Here is a 20,348-nt window from a genome sequence, read left to right as displayed (position 1 = left end):
CCTGTTTCGCGAGCTTGATTAGCGTTTTAACGCCCGGCGCAGACCGGGTGAGGAGATACAGATGAGTTACCTGCTCGACCGCCTGCAATTCTTCAAGAAGAAGCAGGGCGAATTCGCCGATGGTCATGGCGAAGTCAGCAACGAGAGCCGTGCCTGGGAAAACAGTTACCGGCAGCGCTGGCAGCACGACAAGATCGTGCGTTCCACCCACGGGGTGAACTGCACCGGCTCGTGCTCCTGGAAGATCTACGTGAAGAACGGCCTGATCACCTGGGAAACCCAGCAGACCGATTACCCGCGCACCCGCCCGGACCTGCCCAACCACGAACCGCGCGGCTGCCCCCGTGGCGCCAGCTACTCCTGGTACATCTACAGCGCCAACCGCCTGAAATACCCCAAGGTGCGCAAGCCGCTGCTCAAGCTCTGGCGTGAAGCTCGCGCTGTCCACAACGACCCGGTGGACGCCTGGGCCAGCATCGTCGAGGACTCGGCCAAGGCGAAAAGCTACAAGAGCGAGCGCGGCCTGGGCGGTTTCGTGCGTTCGAGCTGGAACGAAGTCACCGAGATCATCGCCGCCGCCAACGTCTACACCGCCAAGACCTATGGCCCGGACCGCGTCATCGGCTTCTCGCCGATCCCGGCGATGTCCATGGTCAGCTACGCCGCCGGCGCCCGTTACCTGTCGCTGATCGGCGGCGTGTGCCTGTCCTTCTACGACTGGTATTGCGACCTGCCGCCTGCGTCCCCGCAAATCTGGGGCGAGCAGACCGACGTGCCGGAATCGGCCGACTGGTACAACTCCAGCTATATCATCGCCTGGGGCTCCAACGTCCCGCAGACCCGTACCCCCGACGCGCACTTCTTCACCGAGGTCCGCTACAAGGGCACCAAGACCGTGGCCGTCACCCCGGACTATTCCGAAGTGGCCAAGCTCACCGACCTCTGGCTCAACCCCAAGCAGGGCACCGACGCCGCGCTGGGCATGGCCTTCGGTCACGTCATCCTCAAGGAATTCCACCTCGACAAACCCAGCGCCTACTTCGTCGACTACTGCCGCCAGTACACCGACATGCCGATGCTGGTGCTGCTGGAACCGCACACCGCCGGCGTACTCAAGCCGACCCGCTACCTGCGCGCGGCGGACCTGGCAAACAACCTCGGCCAGGACAACAACCCCGAGTGGAAGACCATTGGCCTGGACGAAATCACCGGCGAGCTGGTCTCGCCCACCGGCGCCATCGGCTACCGCTGGGGCGAGTCGGGCAAGTGGAACATCGAGGAGAAGGAAGGCGGCGAGAAGCGTGAAACCCGCCTGGCCCTGACCCTGATCGAAGGCCCGGAAAAGGCCTGCGACGTGGCCTTCCCGTACTTCGCCGGCCAGGAACATCCGCACTTCAAGGGCGTGGACAACGACGAGGTGCTGGTGCGCCGCGTACCCTTCCGCGAAGTCACCGGTGCTGATGGCCAGACCCTGCGCGTCGCCACCGTGTACGACCTGCAGATGGCCAACTACAGCGTCGATCGTGGCCTGGGCGGCGGCAACGTGGCCGCGTCCTACACCGACGCCAACGTGCCCTACACCCCGGCCTGGCAGGCCCGCATCACCGGCGTTCCGGCGGCCCGCGCGATCCAGGTGGCCCGCGAGTTCGCCGACAGCGCCGACAAGACCCACGGCAAGGCCATGGTCATCATCGGCGCCGCGATGAACCACTGGTACCACATGGACATGAACTACCGCGCGGTCATCAACATGCTGATGCTGTGCGGCTGTATCGGCCAGAGCGGTGGCGGCTGGGCGCACTACGTCGGCCAGGAGAAACTCCGCCCGCAGACCGGCTGGGTCCCGCTGGCCTTCGGCACCGACTGGAGCCGTCCGCCGCGGCAGATGAACGGCACCAGCTTCTTCTACCTGCACAGTTCGCAGTGGCGCCACGAGAAGATCTCGATGCACGAGGTGCTTTCCCCGCTGGCCGATACCAGGCAGTTCCCCGAGCACGCGCTGGACTACAACATCCGCGCCGAGCGCATGGGCTGGCTGCCATCCGCCCCGCAGCTCAACCGCAACCCGCTGCGCATCGCCGCCGACGCCGAGAAGGCCGGTATCCCGGTACAGGACTACGTGGTGCGCGAACTCAAGGCCGGCAACCTGCGCGTGGCCAGCGAGCAGCCGGACGATCCGCAGAACTTCCCGCGCAACATGTTCATCTGGCGCTCCAACCTGCTCGGCTCCTCGGGCAAGGGCCACGAGTACATGCTCAAGTACCTGCTGGGTGCGAAGAACGGCGTGATGAACGACGACCTCGGCAAGGCCGGCGGCCCGTGCCCGGGCGAAGTCGATTGGGTCGAGCAGGGTGCCGAAGGCAAGCTGGACCTGGTCACCACCCTGGACTTCCGCATGTCCTCCACCTGCATGTATTCGGACATCGTCCTGCCCACCGCGACCTGGTACGAGAAGGACGACCTCAACACCTCCGACATGCACCCCTTCATCCACCCGCTGTCCGCCGCTACCGATCCGGCGTGGGAAGCGAAAAGCGACTGGGAAATCTACAAGGCCATCGCCAAGAAGTTCTCCGAGGTTTCCGTCGGCCACCTGGGTGTGGAGAAGGACCTGGTCACCGTGCCGCTGCTGCACGATACCGCCAACGAACTCGCGCAGCCCTTCGGCGGCAGCGACTGGAAGAAGGGCGAGTGCGAACCGGTCCCCGGCCGTAGCATGCCGACCCTGCACGTGGTCGAGCGTGACTACCCGAACACCTACAAGAAGTTCACCTCCCTCGGCCCGCTGCTGGACAAGCTGGGCAACGGCGGCAAGGGCATCGGCTGGAACACCGAGAAGGAAATCAAGCTGCTCGGCGAGCTGAACCACAAGGTCACCGAGACCGGCATCAGCCAAGGCCGTCCGCGCATCGAGAGTGCCATCGACGCCGCCGAGGTGATCCTCGCGCTGGCGCCGGAAACCAACGGCCAGGTCGCGGTCAAGGCCTGGGACGCGCTGGCGAAGATCACCGGCCGTGAGCACACTCACCTGGCGCTGCCCAAGGAAGAAGAGAAGATCCGCTTCCGCGACGTCCAGGCGCAGCCGCGCAAGATCATCTCCAGCCCGACCTGGTCAGGTCTGGAAGACGAGCACGTGAGCTACAACGCCGGCTACACCAACGTTCACGAGATGATCCCGTGGCGCACCCTCACCGGCCGCCAGCAGTTCTACCAGGATCACCCCTGGATGCAGGCCTTCGGCGAAGGCTTCGTCAGCTACCGTCCGCCGGTCAACACCCGCAGCACCGACAAGCTGTTCAACAAGAAGCCCAACGGTCACACCGAGATCACCCTGAACTGGATCACCCCGCACCAGAAGTGGGGCATCCACTCCACCTACAGCGACAACCTGCTGATGCTCACCCTGTCGCGCGGTGGCCCGATCATCTGGATGAGCGAGAACGACGCCAGGCGCGCCGGCATCGAGGACAACGACTGGGTCGAGGTCTTCAACGCCAACGGCGCCGCGACCTGCCGCGCGGTGGTCAGCCAGCGGGTGAAGGACGGCATGGTGATGATGTACCACGCCCAGGAACGCATCGTGAACCTGCCGGGCAGCGAGACCACCGGCACCCGCGGCGGCCACCACAACTCGGTGACCCGCGTGGTCTTGAAGCCCACCCACATGATCGGCGGCTACGCCCAGCAGGCGTGGGGCTTCAACTACTACGGCACCGTCGGCTGCAACCGCGACGAGTTCGTCGTGGTGCGCAAGATGAACAAGGTCGACTGGCTCGACGAGCCGGAGCAGGGCGGGCTGGGCGGTGACGCCCTGCCGCAACCGCTGCCCCAGGACATTTGAGGATTACTGCCATGAAAATTCGTTCGCAAGTCGGCATGGTGCTGAACCTCGACAAGTGCATCGGTTGCCACACCTGCTCCATCACCTGCAAGAACGTCTGGACCAGCCGCGAAGGCGTCGAGTACGCCTGGTTCAACAACGTCGAAACCAAGCCCGGCATCGGTTACCCGAAAGAGTGGGAGAACCAGGAGAAGTGGAAGGGCGGCTGGAAGCGCAACGCCGACGGCTCCATCGTCCCGCGCATCGGCGGCAAGTTCCGCGTGCTGGCGAACATCTTCGCCAACCCGGACCTGCCGGAAATCGATGACTACTACGAGCCCTTCGACTTCGACTACCAGCACCTGCACACCGCGCCCAAGGCCCAGCACCAGCCGGTCGCCCGGCCACGCTCGCTGGTCTCCGGCCAGCGCATGCAGAAGATCGAGTGGGGCCCCAACTGGGAGGAAATCCTCGGCACCGAATTCGCCAAGCGTCGCAAGGACAAGAACTTCGACCAGGTCCAGGCGGACATCTACGGCGAGTACGAAAACACCTTCATGATGTACCTGCCGCGCCTGTGCGAGCACTGCCTGAACCCGGCGTGCGTGGCTTCGTGCCCGAGTGGTGCGATCTACAAGCGCGAAGAGGACGGCATCGTCCTCATCGACCAGGACAAATGCCGCGGCTGGCGCATGTGCATCAGCGGCTGCCCGTACAAGAAGATCTACTTCAACTGGAAGAGCGGCAAATCCGAGAAGTGCATCTTCTGCTACCCGCGCATCGAGGCCGGCCAGCCGACCGTCTGCTCGGAAACCTGCGTGGGCCGCATCCGCTACCTCGGTGTGCTGCTGTATGACGCCGACCGTATCCACGAAGTGGCCACCTGCGAGAACGAGCGCGAGCTCTATCAGAAGCAACTGGAAATCTTCCTCGACCCGTTCGACCCGAAAGTGATCGAGCAGGCGCGCAAGGACGGCGTACCGGACAGCGTCATCGAGTCCGCGCAGAAATCGCCGGTGTACAAGCTGGCGATGGACTGGAAGCTGGCCCTGCCGCTGCACCCGGAATACCGCACGCTGCCGATGGTCTGGTACGTGCCGCCGCTGTCGCCGATCCAGAACGCCGCGTCCGAAGGCCACATCGGCAGCGACGGGGTGATCCCGGATGTCGAATCCCTGCGCATTCCGGTGCAGTACCTGGCCAACCTGCTCACTGCCGGCGACATCGCCCCGGTGCTGCTGGCCCTCAAGCGCCTGCTGGCCATGCGCGCCTACAAACGCTCCGAGCACGTGGAAGGCAAGCAGGACCTGGATGTGCTGAAGAAGGTCGGCCTGACGGTGAACCAGGTGGAAGAGATGTACCGCTACCTGGCGATCGCCAACTACGAAGATCGCTTCGTCATCCCCACTGCCCATCGCGAGGAAGCGCTGTCGGATGCCTTCGCCGAGCGTTCGGGTTGCGGCTTCAGCTTCGGCAACGGTTGCTCCAGCAACTCCGGCGTCAACCTGTTCGGCGGCAAGGCCGTGGACAAGCGCAACGTCATCCAGACCGTGCAGATACAGGAGTGAGCGCCATGACCATTTCCATGGAAAGCCACAGCCAGTTACTGAAGCTCAGCGCGCTGCTGCTGGACTATCCGCGCGTCGAACTGCGCGAAGAAAGCCTGGCGCTGCACGCCCTGATCCGCACCTGCGACCTGCCCGAGGCGCAGCGCGACGGCCTCGCCGCGTTGCTCAACGAGCTGTGCCAGGGCGACATCCTCGACGTGCAGGCCCGATACGACGGCCTGTTCGAACGCGGTCGCTCGGTCTCGCTGCTGCTGTTCGAGCACGTGCATGGCGAATCCCGCGACCGTGGCCAGGCCATGGTCGACCTGATGGACCGCTACACCCAGGCGGGCCTGGCCATCGACGTCAACGAGCTGCCCGACTACCTGCCGCTGTACCTGGAGTTCCTCGCCCTGCAGGACGCCGAATCGGCCCGCGTGGGCCTGGCGGAAGTCGCGCACATCCTCGCGCTGATCGCGCTGCGCCTGGAGGAACGTGGCAGTGCTTATGCCGCCGTGTTCCAGGGCCTGCTGGAGCTGTCCGGCGAGCGGCCGGACCTGGGCGCGCTCAAGCGCGACCGCGAGCAGGAAGTGCGCGACGACAGCCTGGAAGCCATCGACAAGGCCTGGGAGGAAACCCCGGTGAGCTTTGCCGAGCCGGCCGCCGGCTGCCCGTCCACCAGTGCGCGACGTGTCTCCACGTCCGCCGAACAACCCATGCAGTGGGTCGCCCAGCCGGTTCCGCAGATGCAGTACCGGGCGGCCAAAGTAGGAGCCTGACCATGTCCCTCGATCTTCTCGCCTTCGGGATCTACCCCTACGTCGCGCTGCTCATCTGCCTGATCGGCAGCTGGGCGCGCTTCGACCTTTCGCAATACACCTGGAAAGCCGGCTCCAGCCAGATGCTGAGCAAGAAGGGCATGCGCGTGTACAGCAACCTGTTCCACGTCGGTGTGCTGTTCATCCTCGCCGGCCACTTCGTCGGCCTGCTGACTCCGCACTCGGTCTACGAGCACCTGATCAGCACCGAGCAGAAGCAACTGCTGGCGATGGTTTCCGGTGGCTTCTTCGGCATTCTCTGCTTCATCGGCCTGACCGGCCTGATCCTGCGCCGTCTGACCAACGAGCGCGTGCGCGCCACCGGCAACGCGTCGGACCTGATGATCCTGCTGGTGCTCTACGTCCAGCTGATCCTCGGTCTGTCCACCATCGTCGCTTCCACCCATCACCTGGATGGATCGGTGATGGTCATGCTCGCCAACTGGGCGCAGTCCATCGTCACCCTGCAGCCGCTGGCCGCCGCCGAGGCGATCGCGCCGGTATCGTTGGTCTACAAGCTGCACGTGACCCTCGGCCTGACCCTATTCGTGCTGTTCCCCTTCACCCGCCTGGTGCACATCGTCAGCGCCCCGGTGTGGTACTTCGGACGCCGTTACCAGGTGGTCCGCACCAAGCGTCGCGCAGCCTGATGAAGCGGCGGATGACGCTGGCGCGTCATTCGCTTCACGCTCTTCCCCTTCTCCCTTCAGGGAGAGGGCCGGGGAGAGGGTTACGGAGGTCATTGAAATGAGTTGTTCCCACTACGAAGCCAAGGTCGAGCATGTCGACCTGCCTGCCATCTCCGTCAACGGCGTCGCCATCGACGAGGGCGAACTGGCCCGTGAGCTGCAATACCACCCGGCCGCCAGCCATGGCGAAGCCCTGTATTCCGCCTGCCGTGCGTTGGTCGTGCGCCAGCTGCTGCTGCAACGCGCCGACACGCTGGGTCTGGCGGCCGACGCGGAGGAGGGCGAGGCCCCGGAAGAAGCACGTATCCGCGCACTGATCGACCGTGAGGTTGGGGTGCCCGAGGCGGACGAAGCCAGCTGCCGCCAGTGGTATGAAGCCAACCCGACCCGCCTGAGCACGCCTTGGCGCATGCGCCTGCGCCACGTGCTGCTGGGCTGCGCGCCGGACGACCTGGAAGGCCGCGCCAAGGCCCGCGAACAGGCCGAGGAACTGCTGGCCGAACTGCGCGAGCATCCTGAGCGCTTCGCCGAAAAGGCCATGCGCTTCTCCGACTGCCCGTCGAAGGACGACGGGGGTGATCTGGGCTGGATCGAGCCGGGGCAGACCGTCCCCGAATTCGAAAGGCGTCTCCTGCAACAGCAACCCGGCCTGCTCGGTCATCCGCTGGAGAGCCGCTACGGCCTGCACGTCGTCGAGCTGATCGAGCGCGACGGCGGCGAGCCGCTGGACTTCGAGCAGGCCCGCCCACGCATCGCCGGCTACCTGCGCGCCCAGGTGCTGCAGCGCGCGGTCAGCCAGTACATCAGCGTGCTGGCCGGTGAGGCGCGGATCGAGGGCTTCGCCTTCGATGGCGCGGAGAGTCCGCTGGTGCAATGAACCGGGTTCCGGGCCCCTCTCTCCCGACCATCCCTCCCCAAGGAGGGAGGGGCTTCGGAAACGGATACGAATATCGGTCCTCACCGCGCCTCGCGCCGGCCGACCGCCCGGAGTGAAACACCATGTCCGAATGGATCGACGGCCAGGGTCGAAAAATCGACTACCTGCGCCTGTCCGTAACCGACCGCTGCGATTTCCGCTGCGTCTACTGCATGTCGGAAAACATGCGCTTCCTGCCGCGCCAGCAGGTGCTCACCCTGGAGGAGATCGAGCGGGTGGCGCGGATATTCGTCGAGCGCGGTGTGAAGAAGCTGCGCCTGACCGGCGGCGAACCGCTGGTGCGCCCCGGCATCGTCCACCTCTGCGAGCGCCTGGCTGCGCTGCCCGGCCTGCGCGAACTGTGCATGACCAGCAATGGCTCGCAGCTCACCCGATTGGCCGGTGATCTCCACGTCGCCGGCCTTGCCCGCCTGAACATCAGTCTCGACACCCTCGACCCGCAACGCTTCGCCGCCATCACCCGCACCGGCCGCCTGGAGCAGGTGCTGCGCGGCATCGAAGCGGCGCAGAAGGCCGGTTTCGAGCGCATCAAACTGAACTGCGTGGTGATGAAAGGCCGCAACGCCGACGAGGTGCCGGCGCTGGTGGACTACGCCATCGCTAACGGGCTGGACATCAGCTTCATCGAGGAAATGCCCCTGGGCCAGGTCGGCCGCGAGCGCGAGGAAAGCTTCTGCTCCAGCGACGAAGTCCGCGCGCTGATCGCCGAGCGCCACGAACTGCTGGACAGTGCCGAACACAGCGGCGGCCCGGCGCGCTACGTGCGTCTGGCCCGGCATCCGGGTACGCGCATCGGCTTCATCTCGCCGCACTCGCACAACTTCTGCGCCACCTGCAACCGCCTGCGCCTGACCGCCGAAGGCCGTCTGCTGCTGTGCCTGGGCCACGAGCATTCCCTCGACCTGCGCGGCCTGCTGCGGCGCCATCCGCTGCACGACGAACCCATCCTCGAAGCGCTGCATGGCGCCTTGCAGCGCAAGCCGGCGCGCCACGAATTCAGCGTGGGCGAGGTGCAGGTCCTGCGCTTCATGAACCTCAGTGGCGGCTGACCCTTCCTCCCACGGCGGGCCTTGCGCCCGCCCTTTGCCTTGCTTGCATCAGTTCCCGGCCACCTCGCCGATCAGCCCCCTCCCTGTGGGAGAGGGCTGGGGTGAGGGCGCCCCTTGCGCGCGTCATCGAGCACCGCACTGACGTGAGCTTTCTTTTCTGCAACAGAAAAAGGCCCCGGCGACATGAGCGTATCGCGGGGCCTCGGGCAATCTGCCAAGTTGAACCGTGGAATCTACGGAAAATCATGCAAGTGAAGTGTTCGACTCCTCCTCGGATTGGCTGGAACACGTCCAGCCTAAGGCCAGTGACCCGCGGCCGACATTCCTCCGAAGGAGTAGCGGCGGGGCAGCAAAGGAGAGTGCGCCGGACGGTCGCAGGACCCGATTGACGTTCTGTACTTTTTAGTCCAGATTGGATTTTAAGTTTATGCGTGATGGCACGCATGGACGAACAACAACAAGACGGTCGCCTGGGTAAGAGCAAGGCAATGCTGCTGCGGCGTTCTGCGCCGCGACCCCGGACGAGCCAAGCTCTTCCTGTGCACTGCCAACGAGGTACCGGCGCACGGCTGCCGGGTTCCCAGACTACGCCACGGAGTTCATCGATGAATCGTAAAGCCCTGCTGGGCGGCCTGCTGCTGGCTGCCTTCGCCACCTTCTCCCACGCTGACGACAAGCCGCTGCGCATCGGCATCGAGGCGGCGTACCCACCCTTCGCCTACAAGACGCCCGAGGGCGGCATCGCCGGCTTCGACTACGACATCGGCAATGCCCTGTGCGAGCAGATGAAGCGCAAGTGCCAGTGGATCGAGCAGGAGTACGACGGCCTGATCCCCTCGCTGAAGGTGCGCAAGATCGACGCCGCGCTGTCGTCCATCACCATCACCGACGAGCGCAAGCGCTCCGTGGACTTCACCCACAAGTACTACTTCACCCCGGGGCGCCTGGTGATGAAGGAAGGCTCGCAGCTGGACGACCAGTTCAGCCAGCTCAAGGGCAAGAACATCGGCGTGCAGCGCGGCTCCACCGCCGACCGCTTCGCCACCGAGGTACTGGGCAAGGCCGGCGCCAACGTGGTGCGCTACACCAGCCAGGACGAGATCTACCTGGACCTGGTCGCAGGCCGTCTGGATGGCACCTTCGCCGACTCCATTCCGCTGGAGATCGGTTTCCTGCAAACCGAGCGCGGCAAGGGCTTCGCCTTCATCGGGCCGGAGTTCAAGGATCCGAAGTACTTCGGCGAGGGCGCGGGCATCGCGGTGCGCAAGGGCAATACCGAGCTGGTCGGCCAGCTCAATGCCGCCATCGACGCGCTGCGCGCCAATGGCAAGTACAAGGAAATCGAAGGCAAGTACTTCAAGAGCGATATCTACGGGGACTGATGTTTCCGTCGCGTTGCAACAAAGGCCGCCTTCGGGCGGCCTTTTTATTTTGCCTTTCGTAGGAGCGAGCTTGTTCGCGATGCTCTTGTAGGGCGAATAACGCTGCAAGCGTTATCGGCTGAATTGGGGGGGAGGTGTTTCTGCGCCGCTTCGGCGTGTGTTGATGGATTTGTTTCGCCCCCTCGGGCGACCTACTTTGGCAAACGCCCCAAAGTAGGCAAAGGTCTCGTCCCGACATCCGGGTCTTCGCTTCGCGAAGACTGATTCGCTGCGCTCACCCTTCGGGCCAGCCTTCGGCTGTTACTGCGCTACGCTCCGTTTCCCTCCTTCCGGCATTGCTCCGAGAGTCGGCGTAGAGGGCCATCCCTGGCTCTCTACGCCTCTCGCGGCATCCATGCCGCTCGCCCCTCTGCGCAATACCTCCACTCGGCCTCTTGATGGGACTCTGCGTGCGCCAGGGACTGTGGGTGTTCTTCGTAGGATGGCGTAGAGCAAAGCGAAACCCATCACGGCGAATAGTGCTGCGCGTTATTCGCCTTACAGGTGTTCCTCCCGCAACGCGGGTGCTATGGCCGGCCTTCGCGGAGAAGCTCCGCTCCTACGAGAGCAGAAGCAGCGCGAGGCAAGACGCTTTGCTTTCGCTTTGCACTGGAGACTTCCATAGAACCCCAGCGCGCTCCGGAGCGCCCCTTCAGGAGGCTGAGTGGAATCGGAGTTTCAGGGGTTGAGCGACATGGATGTCGCGAGAGCGTCGTTGGGCCATGGATGGCCCGTCGACGCGGGCCCCTGAAACTTCGATGGAGCGAGGGAACCCCGGCGAAGCCGGGGCCGGATGCAGGGGCAAGCCTTCTTGGTTATTTCTTCGGCGTTTGGAAGAAGTGACTCGCCCGAGGGGGCGAAACAAGGAACATCCGAGCACGCCGAAGCGGCGCAGAAATACCCAAACACAAACGAAGAGCATCGCGGACAGAGTCCGCTCCTACGAGTTGAAGCCAGCGAGAAAATTCCCCTTCAGGCCTCCTCCTTCAACTCCTTCAGGTGCTTGTACACCGTCGCCCGCCCCATGTTCAGCACATTGGCCACATAGTTCGCCGCGCTCTTGCCCTTGAACGCCCCCTCTGCATGTAACGCCAGGACCAGCTCGCGCTTGTGGTCGCGGCTGAGGGTGGAGAGGCTGAGCTGGCGCTGGCGCAACCAGGCATGGAGGAAGGTGTTGATGCGCTCCTGCCAGTCATCGCGGAAGAGCGCGTCGGGCTGCGGGACTATCTTGTTCGAGGAAAGGAACAGGTCCAGCGCCGCTTTGGCCGTCTCGAACAGGGTGATGTTGAGGTTGATGCACAGCACCGCCAGCGGCTCGCCCTTGGCGTCGCGCAGCACGGTGCTGATTGAGCGGATCTTCTGCCCGTCCCAGTTGAGCTTCTCGTAGGGGCCGATGTTGCGTTCGTCGTGGCCGCCTTCGAGCATGTCTTCCAGGGCAGAGTCGTCGCCGATCTCGCGTTTGGAGATGTTGTTGGCCAGGTAGGCCACGCGCTGGTTGCGCAGGTCGTGGATGACCACTTCGGCGTGGGGGAAGAACAGGGCGGCGATAGCGTCGGCGATGGCCTTGTAGTTGTCCAGCGGATCAGCGGCGGTCATGGGCAAGGCTCTCGGGGCGGTGGGGCGGGCGCTGGCGAGTTTGCCGCAAGCGCCCGCGGGCTGTCACGGTCAGTTCTGCAGCAGGCGTGCCGGCGAGAGCATCTCGGCGCTCAGGCCGTGACGCGCCAGGTGCTCGGGCAGCGCTTCGCGACGGATCAGCGTGGCGCTGGCCTCACCCATTGCCGCCGAGGTCTGGATGCCGTAGCCGCCCTGGCCTGCAACCCAGTAGAAGCCGGGTGTGGCCGGATCGTAGCCGGAGACCAGGTCGCCGTCGGCGAAGAACGAACGCAGACCCGCCCAGGTGTGGCTCGGTCGGCGGATGCTCAGGGTGGTGTGTTCCTCGATCTGGTAGATGCCCAGGGCGATGTCCAGCTCTTCGGGCTGCACGTCGTGGGGCTCCACCGGGTCGGCATTGGCCGGCGAGCCGAGCAGCATGCCGGCGTCGGGCTTGAAGTAGAAGGATTCGTCCAGGCTCACCAGCACCGGCCAGGCGTGGCTGTCGACGCCTTCCGGCGGGCTGAACAGGAAGGCCGCGCGGCGCTTGGGCGTCAGCCCCAGCGGGGCGACGCCGGCCAGTTCGGCGATCTTGTCGCACCAGCCGCCGGCGGCGTTGACCAGCACGGGCGCGCGGTAGGTTTCCTGCACGCAACGTACTTCCCAGCTGCCGTCGATGCGCTTGATTTCCAGGGCCTCGCTGTCCAGCTGGACGCTGCCGCCGTTGCGGCGAATGCCGCGCAGGTAGCCTTGCAGCAGGCCGTCGGTATCGATGTCGGCGGCGCTGGGGTCGATCATCGCGCCGTGGACCTTCTCGCGGCGCAGTACCGGGACGATGGCGCAGGCCTCGTCGGCGTCCAGCAGGCGCATTTCCGGCACGCTGGCGCGGGCGCTCTCGTACTGGCGCTGGAGCTCTTCGGGGTTGCCTTCGAAGTCCACGGTCATCTCGCCGCGCGGGGTGAGGATCGGGTGCTCGACGAAGCCTTCGGGCGGATTGTCGAAGAAGGCGCGGCTGGCGGCGGTCAGCGCGCGGACCTGTGGCGTGCCGTAGGCGACGGTGTAGAGTGCCGCCGAACGGCCGGTGGAGTGGTAGCCGGCGTGGGCTTCGCGCTCCAGCACGGCGACCTTGCCGTGACGGGAGAGGAAGTAGCCGGTGGAGGCGCCGGCAATGCCGCCGCCGATGATGAGGAAGTCGACTTCGATCATGTTCGTCTCCGGCTCAGGCGTTCTTGGTCTGGAGGTGGTAGAGCGCATTGGCCAGGGCTACGTCTTCCAGGCCCAGGCCGATGGAGCGGAAGAAGGCATGGCGCTGGTAGTCCGGCTTGGCGGCGCGGCCGCTGACCAGTTCCGGCAGGTCGCCGCGAATGCTGCCGTCCCAGCCGTGCTCGTCGCGGGCCAGGCGCATCTCGCCGGCTGAGTCCGGGGTGGTGGCGCGGTAGTCGCAGTACACATCCATCTGCGCCAGGGATTGCGGCGGGACTTCGTGGGCGCGGGCGACGTTGGTGCTGATGGAGGTGATCAGCGCCGGCTTGGTGAGGATCGCCGGGTCGAGCACCGGGGTGCCGGAGGAGGTGCACAGCAGCACCACGTCAGCATCGGCTACGGCGGTTTCGATACTGGTAGTCGATTCGGCGCGGGAATCGATGGCTCCGAACTGGGCCAGCACGCCGGCGCTCAGGTTCGGCGAGTAGACCCGGATGCTCTGCCAGTCGCGCAGGCCGGCGACGTAGCGCAGGTGCGCGCGGGCGACCGGGCCGCTGCCGACGATGACCAGGCGCTTGGCGTCAGGGCGCGCCAGTTCCTGCACCGCGAGGGCGGTGGTGGCGGCGGTGCGCGCGGTGGTCAGGCTGCCGGCGTCGCACAGCAGCAGCGGCTGGCCGGTCTCCATGGACATCAGCAGGCTCCACGCGGTGACCAGCGATTTGGGCTGGCGCACGATGTACGGCGAGGTCTTCACACCGTAGACCTTCTGCGAGGCGAGCACGCCCAGGTAGTTGATGAAGTCGCCACCGCCGTTGGGGAATTCCACCAGTTGCTGCGCGGGTTGCACGGCGTTGCCGCCGGCCAGCTCGGCGAACATGTCGCGCATCGCCTGGAGCACGTCGACCTGTTCGAGCAGGCGCTCGGCGTCGGCCTGGTTGAGGGTGAGGGGCGTGGCGGCGGACATGGCGAGACTCCGGAAATGGATTTATTTTTCCATTCTGGACTCTATTGTCTTGCTCGGCAAGAGCGGGTGGTCGGCTGCGGCTCTTCGTAGGAGCGAGCTTGCTCGCGAACGCATTCTGCCGGTGATTCCGGTGTGGTGCGGTTCGCGAGCAAGCTCGCTCCTACAATGGAAGGGCGCGGGCGGTCACAGCTTGAACTGCGCTACCAGTTCCTGCTGACCGCCCGCCACGCGGCGCAGGTGCTCGCCGCAGTCGCGGGTGTGGGCGGCGGTCTTGCGGTTTTCCACGGTCATGTCGCTCAGGCGGTGCATGTGCTGGTTCACTTCCTGGGTCGTGGCGGCCTGCTGTTCGGCTGCCGCGGCGATCTGGAAGGCCATGGCGTGCACGCCCTGCAGGGACTCGTCGAGCACGCCGAGGGTTTCCAGCACCGCCTGGGTGTCCTGTTCCAGGGTGCGCGCCTGCTCGCTGGCGCCGCTCATGCTCGACTGGGCCTGGACGGAGGAATCGCCGAGGCTGCCGACGATGGCTACGATCTCGTCCGTGGCGCTGCGGGTGCGCTGGGCAAGGTTGCGGACTTCGTCGGCGACCACGGCGAAACCACGGCCCGCTTCGCCGGCGCGGGCGGCTTCGATGGCGGCGTTGAGGGCGAGCAGGTTGGTCTGTTCGGCGATGGAGCGGATGACGTCCAGCACCGAGCCGATCTGCTGGCTCTCGCCGGCCAGCGTCTGCACCACGCCATCGGCCTGGCGCAGGCCGCTGAGCAACTGGTCCTGGCGGCCGATCATGTGCTGCAGCGTGTCCTGCATCGCGGTGAAGGCCTCCCGGGCGGCGGCGCTGCCATCGGCGCTGCGGCTGGCGCTGCCGGCGATCTCCTGCACGGTGGCGGCCATCTGGTCGACGGCGCTGACCACCATTTCCAGCGCTTCCTGCTGCTGGTCGAGGTGATTGCTGGTACGCCCGGCCGCGTCGAGGATGTCTCCGCTGGCGTCCCCCACGGCCTCGCTGGCCTGGCGCAGGCGCTCGACCACCTGGCGCCAGGCCGCGGTCATTTCGCGCAGGGCCTGCATCAGGCCGCTGCTGGCGTCGCTGTCGTCGCTCAGGCGCAGTTCCCCGCTGGCCAGGCGCTGGGCCAGCGCCGCCATGCTGGCCGGCTCGCCGCCCAGCGGGCGCATCACGCTGCGGCTGACCAGCCAGGTGCCGGCGGCCACGCCGACCAGGGTCAGCAGGCCGAGCACGAGGATCTGCCACATCAGTTTGCGCACCGGGGCGAAGGCCTGGTCCTGGTCCATTTCCGCGACCAGCGCCCAGTGCAGGCCGTCGAGGTTCAGCGGGACAAAGGATTTCAGCGCCGGCTCGTTGCTCAGGCCGGTTTCGGCGAGGCGCCCCTGCTCACCGGCGAGGGCTTTCTCGATGGCCTGGCCGGGCAGGGGAGCGGGGCTTTCCTTGTCGCGGCGCACGTGGTGATCGGCGAAGCGAACCGAGTCCGAGCGCAGGCTGCCATCGCCGCCCACCAGGTAGGTTTCCCCGGCGTCGCCCAGGCCCTGGCGGTTCTGCATCACCTCGTTGATCGCGGTGAGCGGCAGTTCGAGGACGAGCAGCAGTTTCAGCTGGTCGTTCTCCTTGATCGGCGTGGCCAGCCATTGCACCGGTTGCTGGTCGTCCAGGGCGGGTTCCAGGTCGCTGATGCTGGCCTTGCCGCTATCCAGGGCCGAGCGGATGAAGCGCCCGAATGGCGTGTCGCGCCAGGTTGGCGCACCGATGTTCTGCTGGTAGTCGGCGCCGCGCCCGAGGCTGAAGACCACGGTGCCGTCGCCGCTCACCAGGCGCAGCTCGCGGTAGCCGAAGGTCTTGATGAAGTTTTCGAACACCGGACGGTCGTAGTTGGCGGTGGTCACCAGGGCGTCGCTGTCGAGGCCGGCATAGTTGCTGCCGAGGTTGTTGGCGAGGCTGCTGAGCTGGTCGTGGCGCGCTTTCCAGGCATCCATCAATTGCCGCTGCTTGATGCTGGCGACCGCCTCCAGGGCGTTCAGGCTTTGCTCTTCGAGGGCTCGACTGGCCTGGAGGTAGACCACGATGGCCATCACCAACACGGGAAGCAGGCCGATCGACAGGAAACTGAGGGCAAGTTTGGCGCGCAGGGACATGGGAGGATTCCGCCGAGGTTTCTTGGACTTGTTCTCGCTTGCTGTGCAAGAAGCGTGCGAATTAATTTACGACTGTAAATAAAAATGATCGAAAAGGGCGCGCGACTGGCGCCTACGCCGGAGGATGGCGTGTTGCCATTGTTTGCGGTGGCCGGCGCCAGGTCGTCCCGGCGGGTCCGGCGGGATGAATGAGTGGCGCGGGGATGGAGGAGGGAGGCGAAGGCGTCACCGGACGTAACGCGAAGTGGAAACAAAAAAGGCGAAGCCGGGTGGCTTCGCCTTCTTGTGGTGCAGAGGCGGATCAGTGCTTGCGCGGTACCGGCTTGAGCAGCTCGGTGGGCGGCATCTCGCAGTTGATCTTGCGGCCCAGCAGTTCCTCGATCGGCGGCAGGGCGAAGGCATCGTCCTCGCCGGCGAAGCTGATGGAGGTACCGGTGGTGCCGGCGCGGCCGGTACGGCCGATGCGGTGCACGTAGTCGTCCGGGTCTTCCGGCAGGGTGAAGTTGATCACGTGGCTGATGCCGTCGACGTGGATGCCGCGACCGGCGACGTCGGTGGCGACCAGGACGCGGATCTTGCCTTCACGGAAGCCTTCCAGGACCTTGATGCGCTTGTGCTGCGGCACGTCGCCGGACATCTGGGCGGCGCTGATGCCGTCCTTGGTCAGGCGTTCCTCGATGCGGCGCACTTCGTCCTTGCGGTTGGCGAAGACCATCACGCGGGTCCAGTCGTTCTGCGCGATCAGGTTGTACAGCAGCTTGTACTTGTCGCTGCCGGCCACGGCATAGACGTGCTGTTCGACGGTATCGCTGGCGACGTTCTCCGGTTCGATCTCGACGATGGCCGGGTCCACGGTCCACTGCTTGGCCAGGTTCATCACGTCATCGGTGAAGGTGGCGGAGAACAGCAGGGTCTGGCGCTCGCCCTTGTACGGGGTCTGGCGGATGATCTGGCGCACCTGCGGGATGAAGCCCATGTCGAGCATGCGGTCGGCTTCGTCCAGCACCATCACCTCGACCATGTCCAGGTGCACCTCGCCGCGCTGGTTGAAGTCCAGCAGGCGGCCCGGGGTGGCGACCAGAATGTCGCAGAAGCGCGATTCCAGGGTCTTGAGCTGCTTGTCGAAGTCCATGCCGCCGACGAAGCTCATCACGTTCAGGCCGGTGTACTTGGCCAGGCCCACGGCATCCTTGGCGATCTGCACCACCAGCTCGCGGGTCGGCGCGATGATCAGCGCGCGCGGCTCGCCCATGTAGCGCTCTTTCGGCGGCGGGGTCTGCAGCAGCTGGGTGATGATGGAGATGAGGAACGCGGCGGTCTTGCCGGTGCCGGTCTGGGCGCGACCGATGGCGTCCTGGCCGCGGAGGGTGTAACCCAGCACCTGCGCCTGGATCGGTGTGCAGTAAGGGAAGCCCAGGTCATGGATGGCGTGCATCAGACGCGGGTCGAGGTTGAAGTCGTGGAAACGGGTCTTGCCTTCGGCCGGCTCCACCACGAAGTCTTCCAGCTTCCAGTTGTCCACCACCGGCGGACGCGGTTTGCGCTCGCGGCGCGGCTTGTCGGCCTTGGGTTCGCGGGGCTTGTCGGCGCGATCGGTCTTTTCGCCGCGTTCGGCTTTCTCGGAACGCTCGGCGCGGGGCTTGTCGCCTTTGGGGGCGCGGGCCTGCTTCTCGGCGGCTTCGCCTTCAGGACGCGGATTGCGCGGTTTGCGCGGACGCTTCTCGCCGCTCTGGGCGGGCTCGGAGGCAGCGGGGGCGGGGGCTGCCGGCGTGGCGACGGGCTGCTCGCCCTCGCCCTTGCTGAAGATTTTCTTGAGTGCTTTGAGCACGGTGGTCTCGTACTGGTTAAGGAATGAACGGCCGCCAGTGTAATGCAAGATGCCCGCAGGGCGAAGTGCCACAGGATTTCCCGGGCCTGACGGACGGGGCGGATGCCGTTTCGACACAAGTGCGGCGAAACGGCAGCAGGCTCTCAGGGCAGCGTTTCCAGCAGCAGGCGACGCACGTTGCCACCCATGATGGCAGCGATGTCCGATTGGCTGAAGCCGGCTTCCGCCAGGCCCTGGGTCAGTTGCGCCAGGCCGCTGGTGTCGAAGGGGGTGTGCACGGCGCCGTCGAAGTCCGAGCCCAGCGCGATATGCTGCACACCGACCTTGTCGGCGGCGTAGCGGATGGCCTTGACGATGGCCTTGACCGAGGTGTCGCACACGGCGCCGTCCCAGTAGCCGATGCCGATCAGCCCGCCGGTGGCGGCGATGCGCTGCAGGTGGGCGTCGGTCAGGTTGCGGACGCCCGCACAGGTGCCCTCGACGCCCGTGTGGGAGACCAGCACCGGCCGGGTGGCGATGGCCAGCACGTCATCGATCAGGGCGCGGGAGGCGTGCGCCAGGTCCACCAGCATCTTCTTCTCTTCCAGGCGGGCGATCACCTGGCGGCCGAAGGGCGTCAGGCCACCCTTTTTCAGGCCGTGGGCGGAGCCGCCGACTTCGTTGTCGAAGAAGTGGGTCAGGCCCATGATGCGGAAGCCCGCGTCGTACATGCGGTCGATGTTTTCCAGTTTGCCTTCCAGCGGGTGCAGGCCTTCGGTGGCGAGCACGCCGGCGAGCTGCTTCGGGTCCTTCTGCCAGGCGTCGAGATAGCGGGCGAGGTCGTCGCGGCCGCGGATCAGGGTGAGCTTGCCCTGGCTGTCGGCGGCGGCCTTGTCGAGCAGCTCGGCCTGGTAGAGGGCGCGTTCGAGCAGGCTGTTCCAGGTGCGGGCCGGCCAGCGCTGGGCGATGACCAGCGGGGTGATGTTGTCGCTGTCGGCGCCATTGCGTTCGTAGTTCAGGCCGCGCGGGGTCTTGGTGACGGTGGAGAACACCTGCAGGCCGACGTGGCCTTCGAGCAGGCGCGGCAGGTCGGTGTGGCCGTGGTCGTGGCGGTCCAGCAGGTTGCGGTCCCAGAGCAGGGCGTCGTCGTGAAGGTCGGCGACGAACAGGGTGTTGTGCAGGGCGGTGGCGGTATCCGAGGCGGGGTAGGGCGGCGGGGCGGCCACGGTGTTCATCTTGCGGTCCAGGTACGCCGGCAGGCTGAAGAAGATCCCCAGGCCAACGGCCACCAGCAATAGCAACACGATCAGGGTTTTGCGCATGTTCAGCTTCCCGGCTGTCTTGTTCTGGTGCGCGGACTCTAGCAAAGGTGGGGGCGGGCAGGCGCGGGGAATCCGCGCGGCTTGTGCGGGTAGGTCATCCCACCAGGCGGTTGCGGCCTTCCTGCTTGGCCTGGTAGAGCGCGCTGTCGGCCCGCAGGATCAGGTTCGGCAGGTTTTCCTGGTAGTCCATCTGGGCAAGGCCCAGGGACACTGTGACGCCGGGCAGCACGCCCATCGGCGAATAGAAGGTCTTCACCTGCTCCAGGCTCTGGCGCAACCGGTTGCCGATGCGCCGGGCTTCTTCCACGCCGATCTCCGGGAGCAGGATGACGAACTCCTCGCCGCCGTAGCGCGCCATGCTGTCCTTGGGACGCAACTGGCTGCGCAGGGTGTGGGCGACCAGGCAGAGGGCGTAGTCGCCGGCCAGGTGGCCGTGTTCGTCGTTGTAATCCTTGAAGTGGTCGACATCCAGCATGAGCAGGCACAACGGGTGCTCGTTGAACGCACAGCGGGTGCTTTCGCGGTCGTAGATGTGTTCCAGCCAGCGCCGGTTGAACAGCCCGGTCAGGGTATCGATGTTGGCGTTCTGCTCGGTGTCGAGAATGATCCGGTTGCCCTGGCGCACCTTTTCGCAGAGCACGCCCAGGAGGTTCTGCATCACCTGCGGGGAATGCTGGAAGAGGCTGATCAGCGACTCGCGGTGCAGGCGCAGGACGGTGGTCGGTTCGGCGGCCACCACGTAGGCGGAGGGGTGGTCGTTGTCGATGAAGCTGATCTCGCCGGCGCAGTCGCCAGGGTTGAGGGTGGTGACCGGCTGGTTGTCGAGCGAACCCAGGTACACCTTCAACTGGCCGTGCAGGACCATATAAAGGAAGTGGTTGCGGTTGAACGGAGAGAGGAGGATTTCACCGGCTTCCAGTTCGCAGGCGCGAAAGTCCTTCAGCAGCTGTTCCAGGCTGGCCGCGGCCACGTTCTGGAACAGGCGAAGGTGCTGCAGTTGCTGGATATCCTCCTTCCATTGCGCGGGTTTCATGGCGCG

14 protein-coding genes are annotated in these 20,348 nt (G+C 65.7%); 7 read left to right on the top strand and 7 right to left on the bottom strand.

The window, feature by feature from the left end; translation table 11 throughout:
* The first annotated feature begins 61 nt into the window (after positions 1-61).
* From ACAW63_RS27025 to ACAW63_RS26995, 7 genes are all read left to right on the top strand, one after another.
* Positions 62-3,841 (top strand): nitrate reductase subunit alpha, encoded by a 3,780-nt coding sequence (locus ACAW63_RS27025; protein ID WP_371230494.1) that lies wholly within the window; start codon positions 62-64, stop codon positions 3,839-3,841.
* 11 nt (positions 3,842-3,852) lie between these two features.
* Positions 3,853-5,388 (top strand): nitrate reductase subunit beta, encoded by a 1,536-nt coding sequence (gene narH, locus ACAW63_RS27020; protein ID WP_371230492.1) that lies wholly within the window; start codon positions 3,853-3,855, stop codon positions 5,386-5,388.
* Positions 5,389-5,405: 17 nt separating this feature from the next.
* Entirely contained in the window at positions 5,406-6,146 is a 741-nt protein-coding gene (gene narJ, locus ACAW63_RS27015; RefSeq protein WP_371234802.1) for a nitrate reductase molybdenum cofactor assembly chaperone, read from the top strand.
* Between the two features lie 2 nt (positions 6,147-6,148).
* Positions 6,149-6,835: a respiratory nitrate reductase subunit gamma gene (narI, locus tag ACAW63_RS27010; RefSeq protein WP_371230490.1), complete on the top strand. Its 687-nt coding sequence runs from the start codon at positions 6,149-6,151 to the stop codon at positions 6,833-6,835.
* A gap of 97 nt (positions 6,836-6,932) precedes the next feature.
* Complete coding sequence (locus ACAW63_RS27005) at positions 6,933-7,751, top strand: peptidylprolyl isomerase (protein WP_371230489.1); 819 nt, start codon at positions 6,933-6,935, stop codon at positions 7,749-7,751.
* 122 nt (positions 7,752-7,873) lie between these two features.
* Positions 7,874-8,860, top strand: a complete 987-nt coding sequence (moaA, locus tag ACAW63_RS27000; protein WP_371230487.1) for a GTP 3',8-cyclase MoaA — start codon at positions 7,874-7,876, stop codon at positions 8,858-8,860.
* 605 nt (positions 8,861-9,465) lie between these two features.
* A complete protein-coding gene (locus tag ACAW63_RS26995) occupies positions 9,466-10,242 on the top strand; it encodes an ABC transporter substrate-binding protein (RefSeq protein WP_371230485.1) in 777 nt (258 codons plus the stop codon).
* A gap of 1,011 nt (positions 10,243-11,253) precedes the next feature.
* Here ACAW63_RS26995 and ACAW63_RS26990 read toward each other — a convergent pair.
* The 7 genes from ACAW63_RS26990 to ACAW63_RS26960 form a co-directional block, all read right to left on the bottom strand.
* Positions 11,254-11,877: a transcriptional regulator gene (locus tag ACAW63_RS26990; protein WP_371230483.1), complete on the bottom strand. Its 624-nt coding sequence runs from the start codon at positions 11,875-11,877 to the stop codon at positions 11,254-11,256.
* Between the two features lie 69 nt (positions 11,878-11,946).
* Positions 11,947-13,077, bottom strand: a complete 1,131-nt coding sequence (locus tag ACAW63_RS26985; protein ID WP_371230481.1) for an NAD(P)/FAD-dependent oxidoreductase — start codon at positions 13,075-13,077, stop codon at positions 11,947-11,949.
* Positions 13,078-13,090: 13 nt separating this feature from the next.
* A complete protein-coding gene (locus tag ACAW63_RS26980) occupies positions 13,091-14,038 on the bottom strand; it encodes an ornithine cyclodeaminase family protein (protein ID WP_371230479.1) in 948 nt (315 codons plus the stop codon).
* A 183-nt stretch (positions 14,039-14,221) separates the two neighbouring features.
* Positions 14,222-16,180: a methyl-accepting chemotaxis protein gene (locus tag ACAW63_RS26975; protein ID WP_371230477.1), complete on the bottom strand. Its 1,959-nt coding sequence runs from the start codon at positions 16,178-16,180 to the stop codon at positions 14,222-14,224.
* A gap of 301 nt (positions 16,181-16,481) precedes the next feature.
* The gene (rhlB, locus tag ACAW63_RS26970) at positions 16,482-18,008 is read right to left on the bottom strand and encodes an ATP-dependent RNA helicase RhlB (protein ID WP_371230475.1); all 1,527 of its coding nucleotides are present in this window, start codon (positions 18,006-18,008) and stop codon (positions 16,482-16,484) included.
* A 143-nt stretch (positions 18,009-18,151) separates the two neighbouring features.
* Positions 18,152-19,309: a dipeptidase gene (locus ACAW63_RS26965; protein WP_371230473.1), complete on the bottom strand. Its 1,158-nt coding sequence runs from the start codon at positions 19,307-19,309 to the stop codon at positions 18,152-18,154.
* Positions 19,310-19,403: 94 nt separating this feature from the next.
* Positions 19,404-20,342 (bottom strand): GGDEF domain-containing protein, encoded by a 939-nt coding sequence (locus ACAW63_RS26960; RefSeq protein ID WP_371230471.1) that lies wholly within the window; start codon positions 20,340-20,342, stop codon positions 19,404-19,406.
* Positions 20,343-20,348: the final 6 nt, after the last annotated feature.

This window comes from Pseudomonas sp. QE6, from assembly GCF_041379005.1.
GTDB lineage: Bacteria > Pseudomonadota > Gammaproteobacteria > Pseudomonadales > Pseudomonadaceae > Pseudomonas.
The sequence above is the reverse complement of the archived record's forward strand: the minus strand, read 5'-3'. Positions and strand labels throughout refer to the sequence as shown.